This is a genomic window from Flammeovirgaceae bacterium SG7u.111, assembly GCA_034044135.1.
Lineage (GTDB): Bacteria > Bacteroidota > Bacteroidia > Cytophagales > Flammeovirgaceae.
Map to the genome: position 1 here is coordinate 7,626,215 of CP139021.1, position 23,642 is coordinate 7,649,856.

The window sequence follows — 23,642 nt, forward strand, 5'->3', positions numbered from 1 at the left end:
AAATTTGCTAAAGTAAGATTGATGTAAGACTTTAGCCAAATAATAACTGTCTGAACAATAATCTAAAATCGCCACGTATAAACTTACATAGAGCTAAGTTTTTAAAGTTTTGTAACTTTCTACCGTTCTCGTAGCATTTCAATATATTTAAATACCTCAAAGTAAAAATGATTTCTCGAACCTTAGAGAGCATATAGTTGTGAGCGAGTGTTTAAATTGTTTTACAGTATTAAAAGTAACCACCTTATAAATTCCCCAAGACTAACAGCCATCAATATCTTTTATCTATAAAACTTTAAACTAATAACAAAATGAGTATCGACTTAAATACTCCTACGGGCGTTGACTGCAATAATAACATCTTGCCTAATTCGGTTCCAATCGCCATTGTTGGAATGGCAGGAAGATTTCCTAAAGCCAATAGTTTAGAAGAGTTTTGGCAGTTGCTGCTTAACGAACAGACTACTGTAGAGCAAATGCCAGAAGACCGCTGGAATCTTGATCTTTTTTATGATCCAGATCCTTCTACGCCAAACAGGTCTTACCAAAAGTTCGGGTCTTTCCTGAAAGATATAGGCCATTTTGATCCTTTGCTATTTAATATTTCCCCAGCAGAGGCAATAGAAATGGCACCATCTCAAAAATTAATGCTTGAGCTAACTTGGGAGGCAATTGAATCAAGTAGTTTGGCTTATGATCAGATTACAGGAAAGAAAGTAGGTGTTTACATTGGTAATATTTGGAATGATTTTGAACATGTACGTAAGCACCTAAACGCTAATACTACATCTCACTCTGCGGTAGGGCAGTCAACTAATATTATAGCAAATAGAGTTTCCTATAGTTTTGGTTTTACCGGTCCAAGCCTCACCCTAGACACAGGCTGTTCTTCCTCACTCGTAGCCCTACATCTCGCATGTCAGAGTATTTATAATGGTGAATCAAAAATGTCTGTAGTAGGTGGTATAAACCATATTCTGGATCATGATCAATATGTGTTACTTGCAAAATTTGGTGGGTTGTCAAAGAAAGGACAATGTAGTGCATTTAGTAGTGAAGCAGATGGCTTTGTTCGTGGTGAAGGTGCTGGCGTTGTTATATTGAAGAAGTTGGATGATGCAATAGCGGATGGAGATAATATTATAGCGTTGGTCAAAGGTAGTAGTGTGAATAACAATGGGTATAATGTGAATTTGCCAGCTACTAGTACCAAAGGGCAAAAGGAAATGTTGGCAGAAGCTTATAAAAATTCTGGCATCGCTCCATCAGAGGTTCACTATGTAGAAGCTCATGGCACAGGTACAAAATTAGGAGATCCTAATGAAGCAAAAGCAATAGGAGGGTTCTTTTCTGAAGGAAGAAATGGTACTCCTCTAAAAATAGGCTCTGTTAAAACAAATATTGGGCACTTGGAAGGTGCTGCTGGGATGGCAGGTTTATTAAAAGTATTGCTATCAATAAAGAATAAACAAATTCCTTCGAGTCTTCATTTCGACAAGCCTAACCCTGAAATCCCATTTGAAGAGCTTAATCTGGAAGTTAACGATACGTTGACGGATTGGAAGGTGAAAGATAATGAATCCAGAAAAGCGGGTGTAAACTCTTTTGGGTGGGGCGGTACTAATGCCCATATTGTAGTAGAGGAATATATAGTCCCTATAGAAGTGGGCCAACTTGAGATTAAGCAAGCTAATACGATTGGTGATTATCTACTGAATATTTCTGCAAAGAGTGAGGTAGCTCTAAAAGAATATGCTCAGTCGTATTTTAAAAGGATATTAGATGCAAAGTCCGAGAAGGAGATTTTAGAAATATGTATTGCCTCGGCTATCAACAAACCAAGGCTTGAGTATAGGTTGAGCGTTACGGGTAGTTCTAGAGATGAGTTGGTAACGAAGCTCCAAGAGTTTTTTAAAGAAGGGGTTGCCACTCCGGCAAAACTGAGCAATGAGAAGAAGGTAGTTTTTGTATTCCCAGGCCAAGGAAGCCAATGGGTAGGTATGGGGCGTGAATTGTTTGCCAGCGAGCCTGTGTTTAAAGAAGTTATAGAGGAATGCGAAAAAGCATTTGCTCCTCACGTAGATTGGTCGTTGAAAGACCAGATGTTTGCCACAAAAGAAGAAGGTAGGTTAAAGGAAATAAATGTTATCCAACCATTCCTTTTCGCTATGGAAATAGCTTTGGCTCGCCTTTGGATGAGCAAAGGAATTATGCCAGATGCTGTAGTTGGGCACAGTATGGGAGAAGTTGCATCTGCTCATATTTCAGGAGCTATTTCTCTAGCGGATGCAGCAAATGTGATCTGCAGCCGTTCTAAGCTCATGAAAACAGTGAGCAACACTGGAGGAGCAATGGCAGTGACAGAGCTTTCGGAAGAAGAAGCGAATAAGGTAGTTTCAAACTATAAAGACATTCTTTCTGTAGCGGTAAGCAACAGTCCCAAATCCACTGTAATAGCGGGTAATGAGCCAGAATTACTCGACGTGTTGAAAGATTTGGATGAGAAAGGCCTGTTCTGCAAACAAGTGAAAGTAGATGTTGCATCTCACTCCCCCCAAATGGATCCTTTGATGCAACCTTTGCGCGATGCGCTAAAAGGAATGAGTACTTACGAGAACGATATACCTTTTTATTCTACTGTAATGAACAGAGAAATGACGGGTGAGGAGCTTTCGGAAGATTATTGGGTTAAAAACCTGAGGGGAATGGTGCGTTTTTCAGATGTGGTAGGCTCACTGCTGAATGAAGAACATGCTATTTTTATTGAAATGAGTCCACATCCAGTACTTACAAATGCTATTAGCGAGTGTGCAGAAAATGCTGATGTAGATGTAGCGACTATTGCCTCTATTTTCAGGGAAAAGCCAGAGAAAATATCTTTCTTGGGCAACGTAGGTATATTATTTGAAAAAGGGTTCAATATAGATTGGAAGTCGTTTTATACTGTAGAAAAAGCACCATTTGTGAGCTTACCTTCTTATCCTATGCAAAAGCAAGCCTTTGTGCTGGAAGATAGGAGCAGTCTTAAGAATAATGGGGGTGGTAATGATAAAAACCCACTTTTAGGCCGTAGGGTACATCTAGCAGGTGTTGACGATATCTTTGTTTGGGAAAACAAATTAAGCATCGAGCGTCTGTCGTTTGTGAAAGACCATAAAGTAAATGACAATGCGATCTTACCAGGGGTTAGTTACTTAGAAATTTTATATGCAGCATTGCAAGATGCTTTTGGCAATGGATTCCATCAAGTGGAAAGCTTAGAGTTTAAGACTCCAGTACACTTAATAGAAAACGGGTCTATTGATTCACAGTTAAAAATAGTTCGCAAAAGCCAAAGCAGTGCAGAGTTTACCTATTTCATTAAATACAGTGAAGAGGAAGGTGCCGAATGGCAAGAGAGCGCAACGGGATCATTGATTATTTGCGGTAGCCGTGAAATTATTTCAAATGATTATTTGTACAGCCTCAACCGCTCAAAAAATGATGTGCTGATCAACAAAGATGACTTTTATAAAGTCACCGATTCTATAGGAATCAGCTATGGTCAGTTGTTTCAAGGTGTTAACTGGATATTGGTCAATAGCAAGCAGGCAATCGCACATGTAATGCCCGACCAGTTATTTACCCAAAACAACCACCCATATTTCATTCACCCTGCTATTTTAGATAGCTGCTTCCAAACCATTTTCACTCCTGTTCATGAATTAGGAGGGGCTAAAGGGAATTATACAACCTTCTTGTCCCAACTGAAAGGGTTTAGGTGGTTTAACAAACCCCAAAAAGGTGATAGTTTGCTTGTGGAGGCCGAAATGAAAGAGGCAATAGAGGTAAATGAAGCTGTAACTAAGCAGCAAGTCAGCTTACGTATTTACGATGAAAGCGGTAATTTCTTAGCTGATTTAGAGATGCTTGAAGCTGTTATAATCAACAATGATAAGAGTGATGAAAGCGAATCGGCTACAGCTGATTGGCTATACCGCCAAAGTTGGAAAAAAGTAGACCTTCAACTGTCTGAAGAAAAGGCTCAGAATCAAAACTGGGTAATATTTGAAGATCACTTAGGAGTGGAGAATAATTTACGCAAGCTGTTTAATGAGGATGGTAGCAATCTTATCAAGGTAGGGCCTGGAGCTGAATACCTTCAGTTGGATGATAACCACTACTTGGTAAATTTTAAGGATAATAAGAGTATAGAGCTGCTATTTAATGAATTGAGCAATAGGGAGATCAAGGTAGATGGGATTATTCATGCAGCTTCGCTCAATGACCGTATTCGTTATGAAAGCTTAGATGCAGGTGGCCTAGAACGTATCCAATATGATGGAAGTGTGCTGTTGATCAATCTCCATAAAGCTATTTACCAATCAAGTGAACTGGATAAGAGTTCGCTTCCTAAACTTTTCGTGCTTACCAATGGTTTACAGCCGTTTGTGAATAAAAATACGGGCTTGAATATAGCTCAAGCACCTATGTGGGGGCTTGGTAAGGTACTGTTCAATGAGCATCCGGATTACCGCTGTTGCCGAGTAGATATGAGTTATTTCCCAGGAGAGGATGAAATTAATAGCTTATACAGTTTGCTTTCAGCAAAAGAAACCGAGGCTGAAATGCTAATTCGCGAAGATCAAGTTTTTGCTTCAAGGTTAGTGAAGGACAGCTTGCCTTCGTTAGGCTTGGATGAAGTTAGCTTTAATGCAGAATCTACCTTTGTAGTGACCGGTTTTAGAGGGGCTGCCTTTGAACTGATTAAGTGGATGATTGACAAAGGTGTTAACCATTTGGCACTTTTGAGCAGGAGTGGAAAAGCTGATAAAAATGTTGTTGAGGCTATTGAGAAGTATAATAAGAGTGGGCTAGACATCAAGGTTTATGCAGCCGATGTCTCTAATTTTGAACAATTGGAAAGCACCTTTGAGACCATCAACAATGAAATGCCTCAGGTTGGAGGAATTGTTCATGCTGCAGGTCTTATCAATGCGAATCGCATTAGTGATTTGAGTACAGATGAGTTTCTTGAAATCCTATCTCCCAAAATGCAAGGGGCATGGAACCTTCACAAGCTAAGCCTTGATCTACCAATAGAGCACTTTATCATGTTCTCCTCTGCATCATCTCTACTTGGTTTAAGTGGACAAGGTAGCTATGTGGCAAGCAATACCTTCATCGATTGTTTCGCCCATTACAGAAATAAAGTGAACTTGCCTGCTACAGCAATTAACTGGGGAGTTATAAAAGATGTTGGTATGGTTGCCAACGAAGAGGATCTAGAGAAATATGCAAGAGCCGAAGGGTTTGAGCCTTTCAATATGAAGGAGGGAGTATCGGTTTTTGACAAGATATATTCACATAGGCCTATTCAAACTGCCATTACTCTTCTAGATATTGAAAAAACAGCTGAGTATTATGATTCCCTAGCAGAGACTGGATATTTTGATAGCTTATTAGAAGCTTCAGAGGCAGGTCAGAATGATAATGGCGTACTTGATATTACTTCAATGAGCGAAGAAGATGCTTTAGCAAGTATTGAGCATCTGATTAAGCAAAAAGTAGCTTCAATTACTAAAGCATCATTAGATTTGATAAATAGTAGTACCACTTTCAAGGGGCTCGGCATAGATTCACTAATGGCTATTCAGCTAAGAAACCAGTTAGATAAGGTTTTTGGTGTGAAACTGCTAGTGAATAACTTCTGGAAACACCCTTCCATGGGCGAATTTGCAGCCTTTGTGTATAAGCAAATGGAAGAGCTTGTTGGGAAAGAAGACTCAGGTATAGCTACTTCTAAATGGTGGACAAGTCATACGACCAAAGAAGCTCCCCAAATGTATCTATACGCCTTCCACGATGCTGGCGGAAGCAGTAGTCTTTACGATACTTGGGAAGATTTACATCCAAAAATCGAACTGAGGGCAATTGAGTTGCCAGGAAGGGGAGCTAGGCTGAACGATCCTACTTTTACAGATATTAAGCAAATATCGGAGGTGATTGCCTCAGAAATAAATGAACATAGCAAGGGTCTCCCTTTTGCTTTCTTTGGACATTCTATGGGAGGTCTGATAGCATTTGAGGTAGTAAGAACTCTTAGAAATAGAGCCCAGAAGCAACCATTTACCCTGTTTACTTCATCAACACCTGCTTTGTTTAGTTATAATAGGCTAGACTATAGGGATCAGATGGCAGAGGAAGAATTGATCAGCAGATTTCCTCATTTGAGTTCTGATAGAATTAAGGATGAAAATTTACGTCAGGATCTCATAAAAATCATGCGCACAGATTTAGGTTTGATCAGCAGCTATTTATATGAAAATAAACAGCCACTTAATCTACCTATTATTTCATTGAGAGGAATGGAAGACGAGTCGGTTTCTCTAAGCCAAATAGAGCTATGGAGCAAGGAAACAAAAGCTTCCCATGAAACTATAGAGCGACCTGGTGGTCACCGCTATGTGGAGAATGATACGGTATTTATCACTAACCTGATTAATAAAAAACTCATTCAATTTTCTGAATATCAACTTGTAAAATAGATAAAATATGGAAACAAATATAGAAAAGAAGATTGGTGATCGAATTTTAGGAGCTTGGGAGCTTGTCAGCTGGGTTTTTGAAGACCAGAATGGAGGCATTGTTAATTATTTTGGGGATAACCCTAAGGGGATGTTGATGTTCATGGATTCGGGTTATATGAGTGTACAAGTATCTAAGGGAGAACGAGGGACGTTCGAGAAACCTGGTATCGATCAAGGAACTCTTGAAGAAAGAGGAAAGGCATTTGAATCTTATATTGCTTATTATGGGCGATTTGAGGAAATTAGGCCAGGGGAGTTAAGCCATGAGGTTGAAGGGTCATTATTTCCAAACTGGGTTAATGGTAAGGAGGTTAGGTTTGCAAGCCTACAAGGCTCAATTTTGACCCTTTCAACTAATTTGATATCTACTGAGGCTGGAGGTATAATATTTAAGATTTCTTGGCGTAAGCTTTAATAATATATTCACAATAAAAATCACATAATGGAAAAGTTATTCGAACAAAAAAATGTCGTCGTAGAATATGATAATGTAAATAATTATTTATATATCAATTGGATAGGGTTTCAAAGAGAGGAAGATATTTACAAAGCAGGAGAGGCGGCTCTCAAGATTTTCCAAGGATTGGACTGTACAAAGATTCTTAACGACAATACCAATGTAAAAGGGCCTTGGAACAAAGCTGCTGAATGGACTCAGAGTTATTGGTTTCCAGAGATGATCAAAGCTGGCTTACAAAAGTTTGCTTGGGTTTTCTCGGAAAACTTATTTGCAGAGCTTTCAGCTACTCAGGCTATGCCAAATACTGATTTGGTTCATAAATTTTCTACTTATGAAAAAGCAGAGGAGTGGCTACTATCATAGAGCTTGCTTCTTAAGCTGCTTTTAGCAAACAATAAAAACCATTGGGAAGCATAGTTTCTCAATGGTTTTGTGTCTGCTGATTTTTTTCTTAGGTATGCGATAAGCTCGACTTTAGCCTTTTTGAAAATCCAACTATTGCCTAGAAAGCAAATTGACTGGATTTTCACATTTAATTATCAACTTCGTTCTTAAAAGAGTGGAAAAAACGAAGTTGATAATTATAAAACATGTCTTATTTTGCTTTAAACAAAGCTTTTTGACCGTTGGCAAATGGCTAAAGTCGAGATAAGAGCTTGTTTAAAATTTATGTTTTCATGCGAAAATGCTCGGTTTATGGTTCTCGTGAAGGAAGAAAATTTTGTAATAGCAGCCACCGTGGCGCGGCGCTACCGAGTGTAGGTTCAGTGGAAAATTGTATTTCGAAACGAGGTTCATGAAATGTGCATTTTCAACGAAATAGATAAAATTTAAACATGCTCGAAGCCACGAGTTATAAGTAAAAAATGATACTCCACAAACTTACCACCAAATCATGTAAGTGTACTACAGGTCAAGAGTATCCTCCTGTCAAAAATCTTGTCCCCATAATATCTCCTGTTGAGCTTATAGCAGAACTCGTCGAGATAGTTTTGTAGATATTTGGGTATTCCCTATCGTCGGATGTACCCACGGGAGCATGATATGTATTTTTTTCGCAGATGTCTTCTCCGAGACGATTATGTTTTCCAGTGCCTATCGTGATGAGCCTTGTTGCATTTTTCTCTATATGTCTTGTGACTACGTTTTTGGCGGTCTCCGCCGTGAAGTCTTAGCATACTACCATCTTGAAGTCTCCCCCTCTTGTGGGTAATATGTTTTTTTCAGAAATTATTCCTCTCTTTTTGTTTTATAGGTAGTTTTATAACAAACTCTGTCCCCTGTTCTTCCTCGCTCAAAAAGTCTATATCCCCTTGGTGCTGCTGTATAATCCCATAAGAAATGGATAGCCCTAATCCAGTACCTTCTCCAACTTCTTTAGTGGTAAAAAAAGGCTCAAACACTTTTGGCTTTACATGTTCACCTATGCCCTTGCCAGTATCTTTTATCGAAATAATGACATGGCCGTTTTCCAAGGTGGTTTTAATGCTTATTTCACCCTTTCCGGCAATAGCTTGCTGTGCATTGTTCAAGATATTCATAAACACTTGGTTGAGCTTGCCTGGGTAGCATTCTATTTTGGGGATTTCACCGTAATCCTTGTGGATAACTATGCGGTGTTTCACTTGGTTGTGGAGCAGCGTAAGTGTTGACTCTATGCCCTCGTTTATATCAGCGATTTTCAGGTCGTCTTCATCGAGGCGAGAGAAATTTCTGAGCCCCATCACAATTTCTTTGGTGCGTTTTGCCCCTTCTTTTATTCCTCCAACCAGCGCATTTATTTCTTCAAAAATAAATTCAGCATCTATTTCTTCAAGGTAGTCGTCGAGGTTTTTGAGCGCAGCCGGTTTATCCTCGCTTTTTTTGATGTCGGCATAGAGTTTAAAGCCTTCTTTTAACTCTTGCAAGTCGCGCATAAGTGGGCTGATATTTCCCGAAATAAAATTAACAGGATTGTTTATTTCGTGGGCTATACCTGCAGTTAGCTGTCCCAGTGAAGCCATTTTTTCAGAGTTGATCATCTGGCTTTGCATCGCTTTTATCTGTTCAATAGTAGATTTTAGCTCATCGTTTGACCTGTTCAGTGCCTTATTTTTCTCGTAAAGTTCATCTTCGGCCTCTTTCAGTTTTGTAACATCTTTGGCTACTACAACCAAATTGGAAACAGTGCCATCTTCCTCAAAAACTGGCTTGTAAATCACATCAATGAACATTCGTCTATCTTGATATTCCTGCCAACGCCTATAAGCCACTACCTCGCCATTGAAACAGCGGATCATTTTTTCTTTGTAGAAATGCTTGAATTCATCTTTCCCAAAAATTTCCTCTGCGGTTTTACCTATGATATTCTCTTCTTCAGTGCCTATAAATTGCACATAGGCTTTGTTTACCGCCGTATAGACATACTCTTGGTTAATAAGCGCCATAAGTTCGCTGGCGGTAGAAGTGATTACCTCGTAGCGTTTGAGCTGGTCTTCGGCAATTTTCCGGTCGTGGATATCTTCTATAAAATCCTGGTAAGCCATTTCGCCCTCCCACTCTATCTGGTTGGTAACCGTTCCAAACCACCTTTCCTCTCCATTTTTGGAGATCATCCTAAATACTCCGTAGGTGCGGTTGTCGTCGGCGCACTCGGGCAGGGCTATGTTTCTCATGCTTATCTGCTCCCAATCTTCGAGGTGGATAAGCTCGGAAATGTCCATTCCGTTTAGCTCGTCGGAAGAGTAACCTGTCATTTCTTCCAGCTTTGGGTTATGCATTCTTATTTTGTTGTCTACCGAAACTACAATAGCTTCGTTGGCTTTGTCAAGCAGCATCCTGTACTTTTTCTCGCTATCTATCAGTGCTTGCTCGGCCAGCTTCCGTTCGGTAATATCAACCAGTACGATTAAGATACTTTCGAGCGTGCCTTCTGAGTCGTTGAGTGGGGTGTAGGAAAGAGAAAGCCAGACCTGCTTCCCATTTTTGGTATAAATCTTTTTTTCGGAGTGGGAAAAATTTTTTTGTTTATTGTGCATCCATTCCACCCCAATTTCAATTTCCTTTTCCTTGTCTTCTCCAAAAAGATCGAACCACGACATATTCATCAGGCTAGCTTCCGAGTAGCCAGAAATAACGCTCAGGGCATGATTCGACAAAATAAATTCTCCTTCAGGGCTAAGTAGCCCAATCCCCACGGCCGCATTGGCAAAAATACCTTTGAGCCGCTGTTCCCTGATTTTTAACTCTTGTTCTACCTGTTTTTGTTGGGTAATATCTGTGATTACGGCCACACTTCCTGTAAAGAGCCCTTCTTCTCCAAACATAGATTGAGGGGCTACAATAGATGCGAATTTACTACCATCTTGCCGAGTCCATTCTATTTCGTAGGATTGCCCATCTCTCGTGTTTTTAGAAGAAAATTCCTTAAAAAATATTTTTTGATTTTCCTCATCCAAAAAATCCCCAGGAGTTTTATGCAGTATATCAGTAAGACTCATTCGGAACATGTTGCAAAGGCTCTGGTTGCCAAAAGTGATTTTGCCATTTTTATCCACTGCTACCAAGCCCTCGTTCATATTGTCGATCAACCGTCTTATTTCTGATTCACTTTGTTTCAAGGCTTCCGAGCTTCTTTTTTCAGCCCTGAGCGAAAGTTTTAATTCTTGCTGTGCAGCTTTCAATACATCGTTTATAGCGAGTAATTCTTCGGTATTTTGTCGCAGTTCTTCTTCCGATGTTCTTAGCCCTTCTTGCGTTTTGTGCAATTCTTTCACCTTTTGGCGAAGGGTTTCCCGTACGCTAAACATAGTAGCGACCGTACGCGAATGGATATAGTCAGCGAAAAAGCCAATGAGCAGGATGAAAAACACAAACATGAAAATGCTTAGCATCTGCATTGTTTTCCAATTGAGTGAGCCTATTTTGTAGGGCAATAAGTTTGGAATGGCCAAGTGGGTGAAATCTGCCATGAAAAATAGGGCGATAACAAAAAGCGTAGCCGCTCCCCAGAGCATCCCAACTTTGCGCCCATGGATGAGTACTGCCACCACGGGAATAACAGCAAACCATACGTAGGAGGGGGAGATGGTACCGCCCGTCATCAGTCCCATCCCGATGATCATGATAAAGAGGCTAAGATTTACAATGATGCCTGAGAATAATAAATTCCGCCATTTTTTGAGGACAAAAAGGGCGGAGAGGACAGTGGTAGAACAAAAAAAGGAGAGCCACATTCCTACAAAAAAACCGTTGAGTAAGCATAATGTACCATACACTAACCCTGTAGCTGCTAACAATAATGACGCAGCCACTATGTTTCCCGCCATCAGGCTTTTGCGGAAATCATAAAGGTAGATATTAGGGATAAACCAATTCAGTAATTTCTTAATCTGCATTGCAAGAGCCAGAGGTTTTTATAAAGCTATATTTTTATTCTTGCTTTTACCATTTCACCTTATTTTTTTTGAGCCTACTTTTGTCCCCAACCAAAGCTTAATCAATCCACTTATCATGGGTGAACTCATTTTATCATAAATTCTGTAACCTTAGGGTAGGTTTTTACATCTTCTTTAAGAAGATCCACTAGAACTCTAACTATACTTTTATTAAAAAAACACTGCTACTTTATGAAGTTCAACTTACTTCTCATCACTTTTTTGTTGATAGGGTCACAAGCTTTTTCCCAAGGGATAAGAGGTCATATTTATGACCATGAGAAACAACCCTTGCCCTATGCATCGCTCTATATCAAGCAACTTGAAACAGGAACTGCTACCAATATGGATGGTTTTTATGAGATAAAACTAAAGCCAGGTTCCTATGATTTGGTTTTTCAATACTTGGGACGGGAGACCGTAAGCAAAAAAGTGGCGGTTGGGAATGATTTTTTAGAGCTGGATATAGTCATGCCTTTGCAGGTGTACCAGCTCCGAGAAGTGGAGGTGACAGCCAAACGGGAAGATCCTGCCTATACTATTATGCGGAAGGCGATTGCCAAAAGTAAATACCACCTTTTGCAGGTAGATAAATATACGGCAAACGTCTATATAAAAGGCGGGGGAAGGCTGAAGGATTCACCTTTTTTCTTGAGGAAAAAACTAGAGAAGGAAGGGATAGATTCTTCTACGGTGTTTTTAACGGAATCGGTAACGGAGGTGACATTTGAGCAGCCTAATAAGCTTACGGAAAATGTGATTTCGATCCGGACGGTTGGGGAAAATGAATCGGCAGGGCCTAACCAATTTATTTATGGAAGTTTTTACGAGCCAATGATTGCCGAAAACTTCGTATCCCCACTTTCGCCCAAAGCATTTGTGTATTACAAATTCAAACTAATGGGTTCTTACCAAGACCGAGGGCGAGAAGTGAACAAAATCAGGGTAATTCCACGCTCTAGGGGCGATAATGTATTCACTGGTTATATCTATATAATGGAAGATCTTTGGAGTATCCATAGCCTCGATCTTTACACCTACATAAAAGGGTTTAAAATCAGGATGAAGCAAATTAATGCACCTATCCAAGAAGCCGTTTGGATGCCCGTGACGTACAGGTTTGAAGTAGATGGCTCTATTTACGGCTTCGATATGGAATATAAATACCTCGCTACGGTGAGCGACTATAAGATTGAGCTTAATCCAGATTTGGCTGTGGAAATGGTGGTGGTAGATGAAAAAGTGGAAAAGAAACTGGCCGAGGTACTGGCGCAAGAGGAAAAGCTGGATTTGCCAGATGAAAACGTAGAAGAGGTTTTTAAGGAAAAGAAAAAATATACTCGCAAAGAGCTGAAAAAAGTATTTAAAGAATACGAAAAAGAACTGGAGGAACAAAAAGAAGAGCCTGAGGTGGTCGTCAACACCAACATGACCATCGATTCGATGGCTTACAAAAATGATTCGCTTTACTGGGCAAATATTCGCCCCGTCCCATTGAACAATATGGAGCGGAATAGCTATAAAAAGTTAGATAGTTTGGCAGTGGTACAAACCGAGGAGGAAGAAACTGGAGAAGAAAGTCCTAAAAAGAAACAGCGTAGCCATAAAGGGTTCCACACTGAGGATGTTTTATTTGGTAACAACTATAAGCTGGGCGATAGCTCAAGGTTAGAATATACATCGCCTTTGCTTAGCTTAAACTTCAATACGGTGGAAGGTTTCAATTTTAATGTGCCGCTCACTTATAAGTTGAAGTTAAATAGACATGAAAGGCTTGAAATAGGCGCTACGGGTAGATATGCTTTTTCCAGGGAGCAGTTTAGCGGGAAATTAATGGCTGCGTACAAATTCAATAGCAAAACTAAGATAAACGAGATCCAGGTAGAAGGAGGAAGGTTTGTGAGTCAGTTCAACGGGGCAAGGGCGATCAACCCGCTTATTAACTCTTTTGCTACACTATTTTGGGAGCAGAACCATATGAAAATCTACGAGAAAGATTATGGAAAACTTAACTGGTTATTCCAGCCCCAAAATGAAATTAAAGTAAATACGAACGTGGAGTGGGGGCACAGGCGTGAGCTGGTGAACAATACAGACCTGACTTGGATAAAGAAAGACGACAAATCCTACTCACCCAATGCGCCGCAGAATATTGAGCTGGACACTACGGGCTTTCCCACGCACCAAGCACTCACTTTTGATATTTCTATAGATTATCAACCATTTTTGAAATACAAGATAAGGAACAATAAGAAGACCGTTATCCCTTATTCTTCACCTATATTCAACCTTTCTTATCGAAAAGGATTTAAAAATATAGCAGATAGCGATGTGGATTTTGATGCGCTGGAACTGGGCTTCAAACATCGGGTGAACTTTGGTGTGAAGGGCAGGTTGGATATGAATTTTTATGCAGGTACTTTCCTCAATACCAACCAACTCTATTTCATGGACTACAAGCATTTTCCGGGTAACCTAACCGTGCTTCAGGAGTCCGACCCAGTTGGTAGCTTCCGTTTGCTCGATTATTATAATTACAGTACGGCTAAAAACTACATGGCGGGCCATTTGTATTATCAGTTCCGCAAGTTGCTGCTTACGCAAATTTTTGAAGTGAGGATGCTGGGCTGGAGGGAAAACTTTTTGGTCAACTACCTCAAGACCGAAAGCTCGCCGCACTACACCGAAGTGGGCTACAGCATCGATAATATTTTCAGGTTTTTGCGAGTGGAAGTGGTTGGGAATTTTTACGGCTCAGAGTTCAAGGGAATTGGGGCAAGAATTGGGATTTCCACCGATTTGGATGATTTGATTAGTTTTTAGCCTGTGGATCATTACGCTTTAAAACAAAGTTTATCGCTATTGAATATCAGCTTTATCATGGTTTAGGGTTACTGGTTTCTGAGGAAGGAGGCTAAAATTTGTTTTTTATAAAAGCTCACCATATGAAATTAGTTTTTACTCTTTTTACTTGTTAGGTATTTTGGTATGAATTAGAAACCAGCAACTCGTAACTATAAAAATATTCGATGTTTTAGAAGGTATAATTTTTACTAGTGAAACAATTTTTCCCCATCCCCAAGCTCACATTTTGCTTTTCTTACTTCATTCAGAGTACCTTTGGTGAATCATGCGCTTTGCGCTAATACACAATTTGAACTGAAGAGCAACATGAATTATCTGTCGATATCGGGTCTGGGCAAATCTTACGGGGAAAGAGTATTATTTCAAGACATCAGTTTTGGAATAGGGAAGGGGGAAAAAGTTGCCTTGGTGGCGAAGAACGGTGCGGGGAAATCTACCTTGCTGAGGATTTTGACGGGGAAAGATACGCCCGACGAAGGTGACGTGGCAGTGAATAATGATATCACTCTTGGCTTTTTGGAGCAAGAGCCTTTTTTTGAAGATACTTGGACAGTAGCCGACTATATTTTTGAGGCAGATACTCCCGTGATAAAGGCGGTAAAAAGCTATGACCTCAGCTTGGAAAAGTACGAGGAAGATCCGAGCGAGGCAAATTTACAAGACCTTCAAGATGCCACCGAGCAAATGGACAAGCACCAAGCGTGGGATTTTGATGCCAAAGTGAAGCAGGTGTTGGGGCAGTTGGGGATTTACCATTTGCAAGATATGGCTGCCAAGCTTTCGGGTGGGCAGCAAAAAAGGCTTGCCCTCAGCCGAGTGCTTATAGCCGAGCCAGATTTATTGATCTTGGATGAGCCAACCAACCACTTAGACCTCGACATGACTGCATGGCTCGAAGAGTTCCTTTCCAAGCAAAATGTCACTTTGCTATTGGTTACTCACGACCGTTATTTCTTGGATAATATCTGTACCAAGATAGTGGAGATAGACAACGAAAAGATCTACACATATCAAGGGAATTATTCTCTCTTTTTGGAGAAAAAAGCAGAGCGGGAAGCGGACGAGGCCAAGACTGTTGATAAAGCCAGAAATTTGTTGAAAACTGAGCTGGAATGGATGAGGCGAATGCCCAAAGCAAGGGGGACAAAGGCAAAATATAGGATTGATAATTTCCACGACCTAAAGGATAAAGCTGCTGGGAAAGGTCCTGAGGGCGAAGTTACCATCAATACGAACATGTCCCGATTGGGCAAAAAGATACTAGAACCCAAAAATGTTTCGAAGTCTTACGGTGACAAAGTACTTGTTGATAACTTCAGCTATGTGTTCAAAAGGCAAGAGAAAATAGGGATAGTTGGGAAGAATGGTGTGGGGAAATCGACCTTCCTCAATTTGATGACCCAGAAGATTCAGCCCGATAGTGGGACCATAGATACTGGGGAAACAATTGTTTTTGGTTATTACGAGCAAGCAGGTATTGATATCAGCGATAAAAAGCGGGTAATTGATGTAGTGAGGGAAATAGCCGAGTACATCACGCTAGCAGATGGTAGCAATATTTCGGCTGGGCAATTTCTTACCCTTTTCCTTTTTCCGCCCAAAATGCATTATACACTAGTGGAAACTCTCAGCGGAGGGGAAAAGAGACGTTTGTACCTGTTGACAGTCTTGCTCAAAAACCCTAACTTTCTGATACTGGATGAGCCAACCAACGACCTTGATTTGGCTACACTACAAGTGCTGGAAGATTTCTTGGGGAATTTCCCAGGCTGCCTGATAGTGGTTACCCACGATAGGTTTTTCCTCGATAAAATGGTGGATCACTTGTTCATTTTTGAAGGAGAAGGAAAAATCACCGATTTCAACGGGAAGTATACCGAGTACAGGGACTACAAACTGGAGCAAGAGCAGCTAGCTAAACAAGAGGAGGCGGCTAAGAAAAAGGCGGCTGCTAAAACAGAAAAGCCGAAAGAGAAGAAAAAAGGGCTTTCTTACAAAGAACAGAAAGAATATGAGGCGCTTGGAGAAGAGATAGAGCAGCTGGAAGAGGAAAAAGAAAAGGTAACAGAGGAGATTAGTAGCGGGACGATGCCGCATGATAAGTTGCAAGAAGCATCGGAAAAAATCTCTGGGCTAATAAAGCTTATTGAAGAGAAAACAGACAGGTGGCTAGAGCTAGCTGAAGTTGCCGAAGGTTAAAATTATCATCATAGTTATCAAAATCAAGTTCGTTTTATAATAGCACTGGTACTTAGTTCATGAAAAAAAAGCTATACTTCATACTACTTCTTTTTATGGCGCTTTCTGTGGAAGTGAGTGCCCAACATTTTCATTATTATGCTGATAGTTTGCTTGAGGACTTCGAAAAATACGACGGGTTTTCAGGGACGGTAATGGTCTTGCACAAAGGGCTGCCAGTCTATACAAAGAGTTTAGGGTTTGCGAATATAGAATGGCAAATCCCTAATTCTTTGAACACTAAATTTTATATAGCTTCTATTAGCAAACAGTTTACTGCTGCTGTCATTCTACAACTAGAGCAGGAAGGGAAAATCAATCTCAAAGCTCCAATCACGACGTATATTCCAAATTACAGAAAAGACACGGGTAAGAAAATCACCATCCATCATTTGCTTTCCCACCGCTCAGGCCTCCCTAATTATACTAGCATACCCTTTGTGTGGGAAGATTCACTTCGCAATCATTATTCTATAGACGAGATGGTTGAAAAGCTGTGTAGCGGCGATTTGGAGACCAAACCAGGGACTGTGTACAACTATAATAACACGGGCTATTTCCTTCTGGCAAAAGTTATAGAAAATGTGGAAAGAAAGCCTTACAGAGAAGTGCTGAAATCCCGGATCTTTATTCCTTTGGAAATGAATAATACGGGAGTGCCCAAGCCCCAGGAAATCATTTCCAACTTGGCAAATGGCTACACGCTTTATCGTGGGCAGTTTTCTCAAGCGAACTACACGTACATGCCGAACTTGGCTGGAGCAGGGAATATTTATACCACAGTTGGCGATTTGCTCAAATGGAACGATGCCTTGAACCGCCAAACCATTCTTAGTCCTAAAAGTATGGAGTTGATGCAAACTCCTTATTCGGAAGGAAAAGAATGGATATTTCCCTACGAAAATGGCTACGGCTACGGTGTTGGCATTAGCGATATTGGTATCAGTGCCAACGAAAGCACTAAGCTGATTTTTCATAGTGGACATATTTCAGGATATAGTGGCTTTTTTGCAAGATTTATAGAAGAGCAAACCACTGTGATTATCTTGAGCAATATGGGGAATATCAGTACCCCAAATATGAATAAGCTTTCAGTAGCACTTATGCAATTGGTTAAAAATGCAGAAAGAGGCTTTGGTGACTAATTTATAGCCCTTTGGCATATCATTTTTTGTAGTAATATTTCTCAGGAGAAAATTACTTTTAATTTTTGTCCTGCATTTTTCCTTATGCAGGAACTACCTTCCTCAAAATTGGATTATCTTAATAAGGTATTTAGAGTTATTGCCAACCAAAATGACAAAGAGTTTGTCTTGTCTTTAAGTTTAAGGGTAAAATAAGTTCTAACATTTAGCCATTAGAAATGGTTGATTCTCATAACTACCACATACTTAAAAATTCCTTAACATTTTAAAAAGCCAAACATGAGTAAAATAATTGTACTTACTTTAGGGACTTTGTTAATAGGGCTTTGGCTTAGCTCCTGCTCCAATGAAGATGTAAATCCAGATGACGGTTTTACAGAAGTGGTGGATGCTAAACCAATTACTGCAATAGAAGATATTATTGGGAACTGGGTAGTGGAATCCGCTACTTTCGGAAATGTTTTAACTGACTCGCTTTATACTGGCTTGAATGTCACTTTTTCTGATAGAGGGCAAGTCTTCCTGAATGGGGGGGCGTATTCAACCAATGGTAGTTGGCGTCTCCAAGATGGGAAAGTATCTATTAATGGGCTGAACCCATATAAGGGGGAAAGTAACGGGTTAAATCTCTCTGCTAGTGAAAGTAATAATACTGATGGCTGGGATACGAATAAAATTAGTAGCCAAAAAATAGAGCTATTTAATAACGGTGCAAGGAAAAAAGTACAGCTAAAAAGATTATGATGAACGAGAGACCAAGCCAAATAGCTTGGTCTCTCTTTTTAGGTAGCAAGTGTTCTCCCTAAGAAAGATTTGATATTTAGTCGTAATACCCTAAAGTTTTCTAAAAACTTAACAATATCTAGTTCTTCTTTTCTATGGTCAAGTTCTAAATGCAGCCCTTTGTGTGCTTGCTTTGCCAAATACTCCTCATGTTCGTTTATTGCTGTGCGAAGCTTAAGTAATTCTTTTAGCTCCTTACTAAGTACCTTTAAGTACCACTCAAACTTAGTGAGGCAAACTAAGTCACCTGCCTTGCAATTTACCATTGAAATTTCGTCTCTGAGACAGATTAGCTCATCATGTACGAAGTCAAGCTCATGAAGCCATGATGTATGCTCGCTATGTAGCTGTTGTATTGTTTTGGTAGACATACTCAACATTGTTTTATGTTCAAAGAAATGCTTCCATTTTGGCTTAGGGCATGTTTAAAATTTAGGTTTTCAAGCGAAAACGTTCACCGCGGCGGCGGACCGCTTCTGTGAGGTCCCATAAATGAGCGTTTGCAGCGAAATAGATAAAATATTAAACAAGCTCTTAGATCAAAAGTATCTCATTTGGGTATGGAGATGTATTATAATTTCTTCGAAAAAAACATGAAAAACAATGACTTCAGTCAGTTACTAACACTTGCTTATGTTCTTTCCAAGTTTTGTAGAGCATAACAAATTGGATATATTACTGTCTGAATTTTATAACTCTCTAATATCGAATCTTGTGACTAGATACAAAAATGATTTGCATTTGTTGTCTATTTTATTGAAAATTAAGCATACGTTGGTGTTAGGATACCAAATTTTATGATGAGATAAAGTTTGTTAGGGGTGGTTTGACTTTAAAATATGAAAATTCAACGAATAAAGTTGAGTTTTTTAAGAATGCCTTATCAAATGAAACAATGCACTATTTAATACGTTTAATTTGTTATGAAGGCAAATATTTAAGGTGAAACTTAGAACATTCTAATTAATGTGTTATTTTAGCTTCTTTAATATAAGCTAGCATGTATTTATAAATGGCAACTAGCTTTTTCAATAAAACTAAAAAAGCAATCGCACTACTATATATAAACTACTATGAGGCTTCGGTCTCGCCAACTATTACTTACTATTAAATTAATTGTCAATCAATCGAACTATCTATTATGCTTTACAAAGTCAAACTAAAAAATGCCGATGATTACGTGGTAATCTCGGGAGAAGCTTACGAGTTTATAGAACAGAATGAGTACTATAAGACTATAGGTCTTCTCGACAATTTAAGAATGCACTCTAGTGGTTATGTTTTCTTCCAAAGAAACTTTCCCTACAAAGATGGCTACAAAAACCTCACTATTTACCTGCACAAGCTGATTGCTGAGAAGTTTATTCCTAAGCCAGAGTCAGAAAAGCGTTTGTTTGTGAGAATCATGAACAGCAATCCACTTGATTGCCGCCTCAAAAACTTAGAGTGGGCTACTATGTCTGAGCTAAGGAGAAACCAGCGTAAGCACAACAACAAAACTGGTTACAGAGGAGTGGTAAAAGTGAGCAAAAACACTTTCCGTGCTGTATTGTATGATAGCAAAACAAGGTATGACCTTGGCTTGTTCAAAACAGCGGAAGAAGCAGCTGAAGCCTACAACAAAAAATCTGAAGAGCTATTTGGTAAGACCAAGAGTTTGAACAGGTTTGGTGATGAGGACGACGAGGAGTTGGCAAATGCTGAGATCAAAACAAAAGATTAGTTAGGAATTTGACCTAATTAACATACGAAGCCTTCTGAATAACTTCAGAAGGCTTTTTTAGTGTTGAGAGGGCAAATAAAAACTCTTATTTATTTCCTAAAGCAAATTCTAGTTCAGGTTGTGTATTTATCAATTTTGAGCTGATCAAGTATTTTTTCTCAGGGTAAAAAAGGAACAGGCAAGTCTTGTTGGCAATGGTCTTGATAATGTCATTGTGAATGCCCATTGGCACTGCAGGACACCCCCAGCTTCTTCCAAGTCTTCCATGTTTTTTAACATAATCTTCACTCACATAGTTGGCACCGTGCATCACGATGTATCTTTCACGTGCCTTGTCGTTGAACCCTTTTTCTTGGCCATCTAAAAACATAGATAATCCATGCTTGCCTTGGTACATCCCGCCTGTTACATAAAACCCTACGCTGCTTTGGAGAGAGGATGGAGTGTTGGAAAAGTTTTCCGCATATTTCTCACCAGTATTTTTTCCGTGAGAGACCAATGTGTTAAAAATAACTTTTTGAGATTTGAGGTCGATGATCCATAGCCTTTTAATAGTAGAGCTAAGGGTAAAATCAACAATAGAGATGATTTCTTTTTCGGAGGACAGTTTTCCATCGGCTTTTAGCTCCAAGTAACCTTTCATTGCCTTGTTAAAGAGGTCGTAATTAATTGGGCGGTTGCCGAAATCGATGTGCTGGTAGGTTTGGTGGATATAACTTTCAACGCTTGTTGTCTTTTCGTCTCCGTCGTTGTTTTTGTTTGCTAATCCTATGTTGGTGCTAATTAATGCTATCAAAGCAAAAAGTACTAAATGTTTCATGTAGATAATTTAATTTCCAAACTATATCAGATGATATGGCTAGCTTACTAGCGCAAAGTCATTGTTAGTGTTACCTGTGTTTAAGGAAAGGTTGCTCCAAATCAAGGTTTGATTGTAGAGTAGATTGATCGATGGGTGAGGATTTCTTTGGTTGGCTAAAAAAAGCCCTTGTTTACAATTATTAGCAAAGAAACTGCCACTAACCTATCGAAAAAATGCATTTTGGCACGAAAAGTCTCATCTAAAATATTTATAAAAATTCGGATTAGCACAAGAGGATTTGAGTTTTTTTGAAAAAATGTGACTTTAACGTAGTTTTAAAAGCCATGGTTGTCGCTTTTGAAAGAATTTGCTAGAAAAAACCGCAATTTTTTCTTCTTTTTTTTTGGTAATCATTACATCTATCCCTTTGGTTTTGCCTAAAAAATCTTTCCCTTTTTCAATACCCATCACGCTTATGGCAGAGGCAAGGTAGTCGGAAGTAGTTCCATTTTTTGCAATCACGGTCACTGTTATCCTGCGGGTGAGCCCCAGACCTGTTGTTGGGTCTACAATATGGGAATATTTTACACCGTCTATCTCAATATAATTGTACAGATCGCCTGAGGTAGCGATGGCTTTATTTTTTATCCAGACCTTTTGTTTTTCAGCATCCCCATGTTCCATTTCTACTTCCCAGCCTTTTTTCTTTGGGGGGGCAGCCCCAATTCTTAAATCACCTCCCGCATCTATCATGGCAGACTTGATCCCATTTTCCTTGAAAAAATTCAACAGCTTATCGGCAGTGTAGCCTTTGGCAATTCCACCAAGGTCGAGTTTCATACCTTTTGCACCTAGCATCACTGCTTGGTTTTCCTCATCAAATAAAATATGCTGATACCCCGTGGCTGTCCTTGTTTGCTCCATCAGTTTTTTAGAAGGAAGCTTGCCTTGCCTTCTAGCCCTTCGCCAAAGCTTTACGTATGCACCCATGGTAATGTCAAAATCCCCATTTGTTTGTTTTGATGCTTCCACGGAAAGGTTCAGCACCTCCCAAAGCGGGTCGCTTACTTTTACAAACTTCCCACTGCCAGCAGTAAGGTTAAGTTGGCTAAGCTCACTTTCTGGATGATAGTCGCTAAAAGCCTGATTTAATGTATCAACCAACTCAAAAGCCTTAGCAGCTAGCTCGTCAGCTTGTTCTTTTCTTACTTTCGCATAGAAACTCAGTTTAAAAATCGTCCCCATTTTAGGGGCTTGGTAGGTATGGATTAGGGATTGCGACTGGTTGGTAAGTTTTTGGGTACAGCTTCCAAACACAAAGAATAAGGGAAGTAAAAACAGATATCTCATTTATAAACCTATTGATTCTTGTAAAAAATGACCTGCTAAAGTTAAAGCAGTTAAAAATTGGAAACATAGGTATTTCTATATTACTTTTAGAAGAGATTTTTTTCTCGTATCACAATACTCAAACATTTTTGAAAACCGACTGTAAATATGGAAAGAAGAAGTTTTTTACAAAAAAGTGCCTTTGCAGGTGCTGCAACCTTAATGACCGGAACAACGATGGCAACTAGTAATGAAAGTCCAGCCAAAACTGGCAAACACAATTTCAACTTGAAATATGCCCCTCATTTTGGCATGTTTAAAAATAGTGCAGGAGATGACCTGATCGACCAACTCAAATTTATGCACGACCAAGGTTTTACTGCTTTGGAAGACAACGGCATGAAAAAAAGGACGGTGGAGATGCAGGAGAAAATAGCTAAGCAAATGGCTGACACTGATATGGAAATGGGGGTTTTTGTGGCTCATACCATTGAATGGAAAACCCCATCGCTTACTACAGGGGACAAAGATATTAGAGAGGCTTTCTTAAAAGAAATAAAGGAATCGGTTGAAGTAGCCAAGCGAATAAATGCTAAATGGATGACCGTGGTACCTGGACATTTGGATCTTCGTAAGGATATTGGTTACCAAACTGCCAATGTAGTAGATGCGCTCAAAGGTGCTTCTGAAATATTGGAGCCACATGGTTTGACCATGGTGCTGGAGCCATTGAACTTTTACAATCATCCTGGGCTTTTCCTTACCAAAATCCCTCAAGCTTTTGCGGTGTGCCAAGCAGTAGGAAGCTCTTCCTGCAAAATCCTTTTTGACATTTACCACCAGCAAATCCAAGAAGGAAACATCATTCCTAATATTGACTTAGGTTGGGAGCATGTGGGCTACTTCCAAATAGGCGACAATCCAGGCAGGAAAGAACCAACTACGGGTGAAATCAATTACCTGAACATTTTCAAGCATATTCACGATAAAGGCTTCAAGGGGATTATGGGAATGGAGCACGGTAACTCCCAACCTGGAAAAGATGGGGAAGAGGCGTTGATCGAAGCGTATATCAAATCGGATAGTTTTAAGTAGATTTTATTTCTTCAAATCCTATAAGTTTCTGTGGGAAGCCAGTTGCAAACAGCAGCTGGCTTTTTTTTATTGCTGAAAAATTGACAGTGTTAATACATAATTGTCTGAAAATCAGGAAATATTGGCATTATGTAGAGGGCTATCTCTGAAAAAATGTCATTTTTTAGTTTATTTCCCGCTCTTGCAAAGTATTTGGTACAAGTCTGGTGAAAGCTTGA

At 39.6% G+C, this 23,642-nt stretch carries 13 protein-coding genes and 1 pseudogene; 9 read left to right on the forward strand and 5 right to left on the reverse strand.

Annotated features, from left to right (window positions below):
- The first annotated feature begins 311 nt into the window (after positions 1 to 311).
- The 3 genes from R9C00_29380 to R9C00_29390 are packed head-to-tail and all read left to right on the forward strand — an operon-like array spanning position 312 to position 7,392.
- Entirely contained in the window at positions 312 to 6,527 is a 6,216-nt protein-coding gene (locus R9C00_29380) for an SDR family NAD(P)-dependent oxidoreductase (protein ID WPO35813.1), read from the forward strand.
- Positions 6,528 to 6,534: 7 nt separating this feature from the next.
- Entirely contained in the window at positions 6,535 to 6,984 is a 450-nt protein-coding gene (locus R9C00_29385) for a lipocalin-like domain-containing protein (protein ID WPO35814.1), read from the forward strand.
- 27 nt (positions 6,985 to 7,011) lie between these two features.
- The gene (locus R9C00_29390) at positions 7,012 to 7,392 is read left to right on the forward strand and encodes a hypothetical protein (protein ID WPO35815.1); all 381 of its coding nucleotides are present in this window, start codon (positions 7,012 to 7,014) and stop codon (positions 7,390 to 7,392) included.
- A 530-nt stretch (positions 7,393 to 7,922) separates the two neighbouring features.
- Here the strand turns inward: R9C00_29390 and R9C00_29395 are convergent.
- Together R9C00_29395 and R9C00_29400 are read right to left on the reverse strand one after the other, a co-directional pair.
- Positions 7,923 to 8,033: pseudogene (locus tag R9C00_29395) on the reverse strand (IS1595 family transposase).
- A 219-nt stretch (positions 8,034 to 8,252) separates the two neighbouring features.
- Entirely contained in the window at positions 8,253 to 11,405 is a 3,153-nt protein-coding gene (locus R9C00_29400) for a PAS domain S-box protein (protein ID WPO35816.1), read from the reverse strand.
- Positions 11,406 to 11,636: 231 nt separating this feature from the next.
- Between R9C00_29400 and R9C00_29405 the strand changes: the two genes are divergently transcribed.
- The 4 genes from R9C00_29405 (at position 11,637) to R9C00_29420 (ending at position 18,436) form a co-directional block, all read left to right on the forward strand.
- Positions 11,637 to 14,267 (forward strand): DUF5686 and carboxypeptidase regulatory-like domain-containing protein, encoded by a 2,631-nt coding sequence (locus R9C00_29405; GenBank protein ID WPO35817.1) that lies wholly within the window; start codon positions 11,637 to 11,639, stop codon positions 14,265 to 14,267.
- A 348-nt stretch (positions 14,268 to 14,615) separates the two neighbouring features.
- Positions 14,616 to 16,508, forward strand: coding sequence for an ABC-F family ATP-binding cassette domain-containing protein (locus tag R9C00_29410; GenBank protein ID WPO35818.1), 1,893 nt, complete (start codon positions 14,616 to 14,618; stop codon positions 16,506 to 16,508).
- A gap of 59 nt (positions 16,509 to 16,567) precedes the next feature.
- On the forward strand, positions 16,568 to 17,692 hold the full coding sequence (locus R9C00_29415) for a serine hydrolase domain-containing protein (protein WPO35819.1): 1,125 nt from the start codon (positions 16,568 to 16,570) through the stop codon (positions 17,690 to 17,692).
- A gap of 279 nt (positions 17,693 to 17,971) precedes the next feature.
- Positions 17,972 to 18,436 (forward strand): hypothetical protein, encoded by a 465-nt coding sequence (locus tag R9C00_29420; protein ID WPO35820.1) that lies wholly within the window; start codon positions 17,972 to 17,974, stop codon positions 18,434 to 18,436.
- Positions 18,437 to 18,474: 38 nt separating this feature from the next.
- Here R9C00_29420 and R9C00_29425 read toward each other — a convergent pair whose 3' ends face one another.
- Positions 18,475 to 18,846: a hypothetical protein gene (locus R9C00_29425; GenBank protein ID WPO35821.1), complete on the reverse strand. Its 372-nt coding sequence runs from the start codon at positions 18,844 to 18,846 to the stop codon at positions 18,475 to 18,477.
- Between the two features lie 770 nt (positions 18,847 to 19,616).
- On the opposite strand from R9C00_29425, the gene R9C00_29430 reads away from it, so the two are divergent.
- Positions 19,617 to 20,198, forward strand: coding sequence for a Pathogenesis-related transcriptional factor and ERF protein (locus R9C00_29430; GenBank protein ID WPO35822.1), 582 nt, complete (start codon positions 19,617 to 19,619; stop codon positions 20,196 to 20,198).
- Between the two features lie 85 nt (positions 20,199 to 20,283).
- Here R9C00_29430 and R9C00_29435 read toward each other — a convergent pair whose 3' ends face one another.
- Together R9C00_29435 and R9C00_29440 are read right to left on the reverse strand one after the other, a co-directional pair.
- Positions 20,284 to 21,018, reverse strand: a complete 735-nt coding sequence (locus R9C00_29435) for a murein L,D-transpeptidase catalytic domain family protein (protein WPO35823.1) — start codon at positions 21,016 to 21,018, stop codon at positions 20,284 to 20,286.
- A 306-nt stretch (positions 21,019 to 21,324) separates the two neighbouring features.
- On the reverse strand, positions 21,325 to 22,350 hold the full coding sequence (locus R9C00_29440; GenBank protein ID WPO35824.1) for an FAD:protein FMN transferase: 1,026 nt from the start codon (positions 22,348 to 22,350) through the stop codon (positions 21,325 to 21,327).
- 147 nt (positions 22,351 to 22,497) lie between these two features.
- On the opposite strand from R9C00_29440, the gene R9C00_29445 reads away from it, so the two are divergent.
- The gene (locus tag R9C00_29445; GenBank protein WPO35825.1) at positions 22,498 to 23,424 is read left to right on the forward strand and encodes a TIM barrel protein; all 927 of its coding nucleotides are present in this window, start codon (positions 22,498 to 22,500) and stop codon (positions 23,422 to 23,424) included.
- Positions 23,425 to 23,642: the final 218 nt, after the last annotated feature.

What these genes read in the sequence shown, in the direction of transcription:
- R9C00_29425 (WPO35821.1), bottom strand. Translation starts at nt 18,846, where the DNA reads ATGTCTACCAAAACAATACAACAGCTACATAGCGAGCATACATCATGG.
- R9C00_29400 (WPO35816.1), bottom strand. Translation starts at nt 11,405, where the DNA reads ATGCAGATTAAGAAATTACTGAATTGGTTTATCCCTAATATCTACCTT.
- R9C00_29445 (WPO35825.1), top strand. Translation starts at nt 22,498, where the DNA reads ATGGAAAGAAGAAGTTTTTTACAAAAAAGTGCCTTTGCAGGTGCTGCA.
- R9C00_29420 (WPO35820.1), top strand. Translation starts at nt 17,972, where the DNA reads ATGAGTAAAATAATTGTACTTACTTTAGGGACTTTGTTAATAGGGCTT.
- R9C00_29415 (WPO35819.1), top strand. Translation starts at nt 16,568, where the DNA reads ATGAAAAAAAAGCTATACTTCATACTACTTCTTTTTATGGCGCTTTCT.
- R9C00_29430 (WPO35822.1), top strand. Translation starts at nt 19,617, where the DNA reads ATGCTTTACAAAGTCAAACTAAAAAATGCCGATGATTACGTGGTAATC.
- R9C00_29390 (WPO35815.1), top strand. Translation starts at nt 7,012, where the DNA reads ATGGAAAAGTTATTCGAACAAAAAAATGTCGTCGTAGAATATGATAAT.
- R9C00_29380 (WPO35813.1), top strand. Translation starts at nt 312, where the DNA reads ATGAGTATCGACTTAAATACTCCTACGGGCGTTGACTGCAATAATAAC.
- R9C00_29405 (WPO35817.1), top strand. Translation starts at nt 11,637, where the DNA reads ATGAAGTTCAACTTACTTCTCATCACTTTTTTGTTGATAGGGTCACAA.
- R9C00_29440 (WPO35824.1), bottom strand. Translation starts at nt 22,350, where the DNA reads ATGAGATATCTGTTTTTACTTCCCTTATTCTTTGTGTTTGGAAGCTGT.
- R9C00_29410 (WPO35818.1), top strand. Translation starts at nt 14,616, where the DNA reads ATGAATTATCTGTCGATATCGGGTCTGGGCAAATCTTACGGGGAAAGA.
- R9C00_29385 (WPO35814.1), top strand. Translation starts at nt 6,535, where the DNA reads ATGGAAACAAATATAGAAAAGAAGATTGGTGATCGAATTTTAGGAGCT.
- R9C00_29435 (WPO35823.1), bottom strand. Translation starts at nt 21,018, where the DNA reads ATGAAACATTTAGTACTTTTTGCTTTGATAGCATTAATTAGCACCAAC.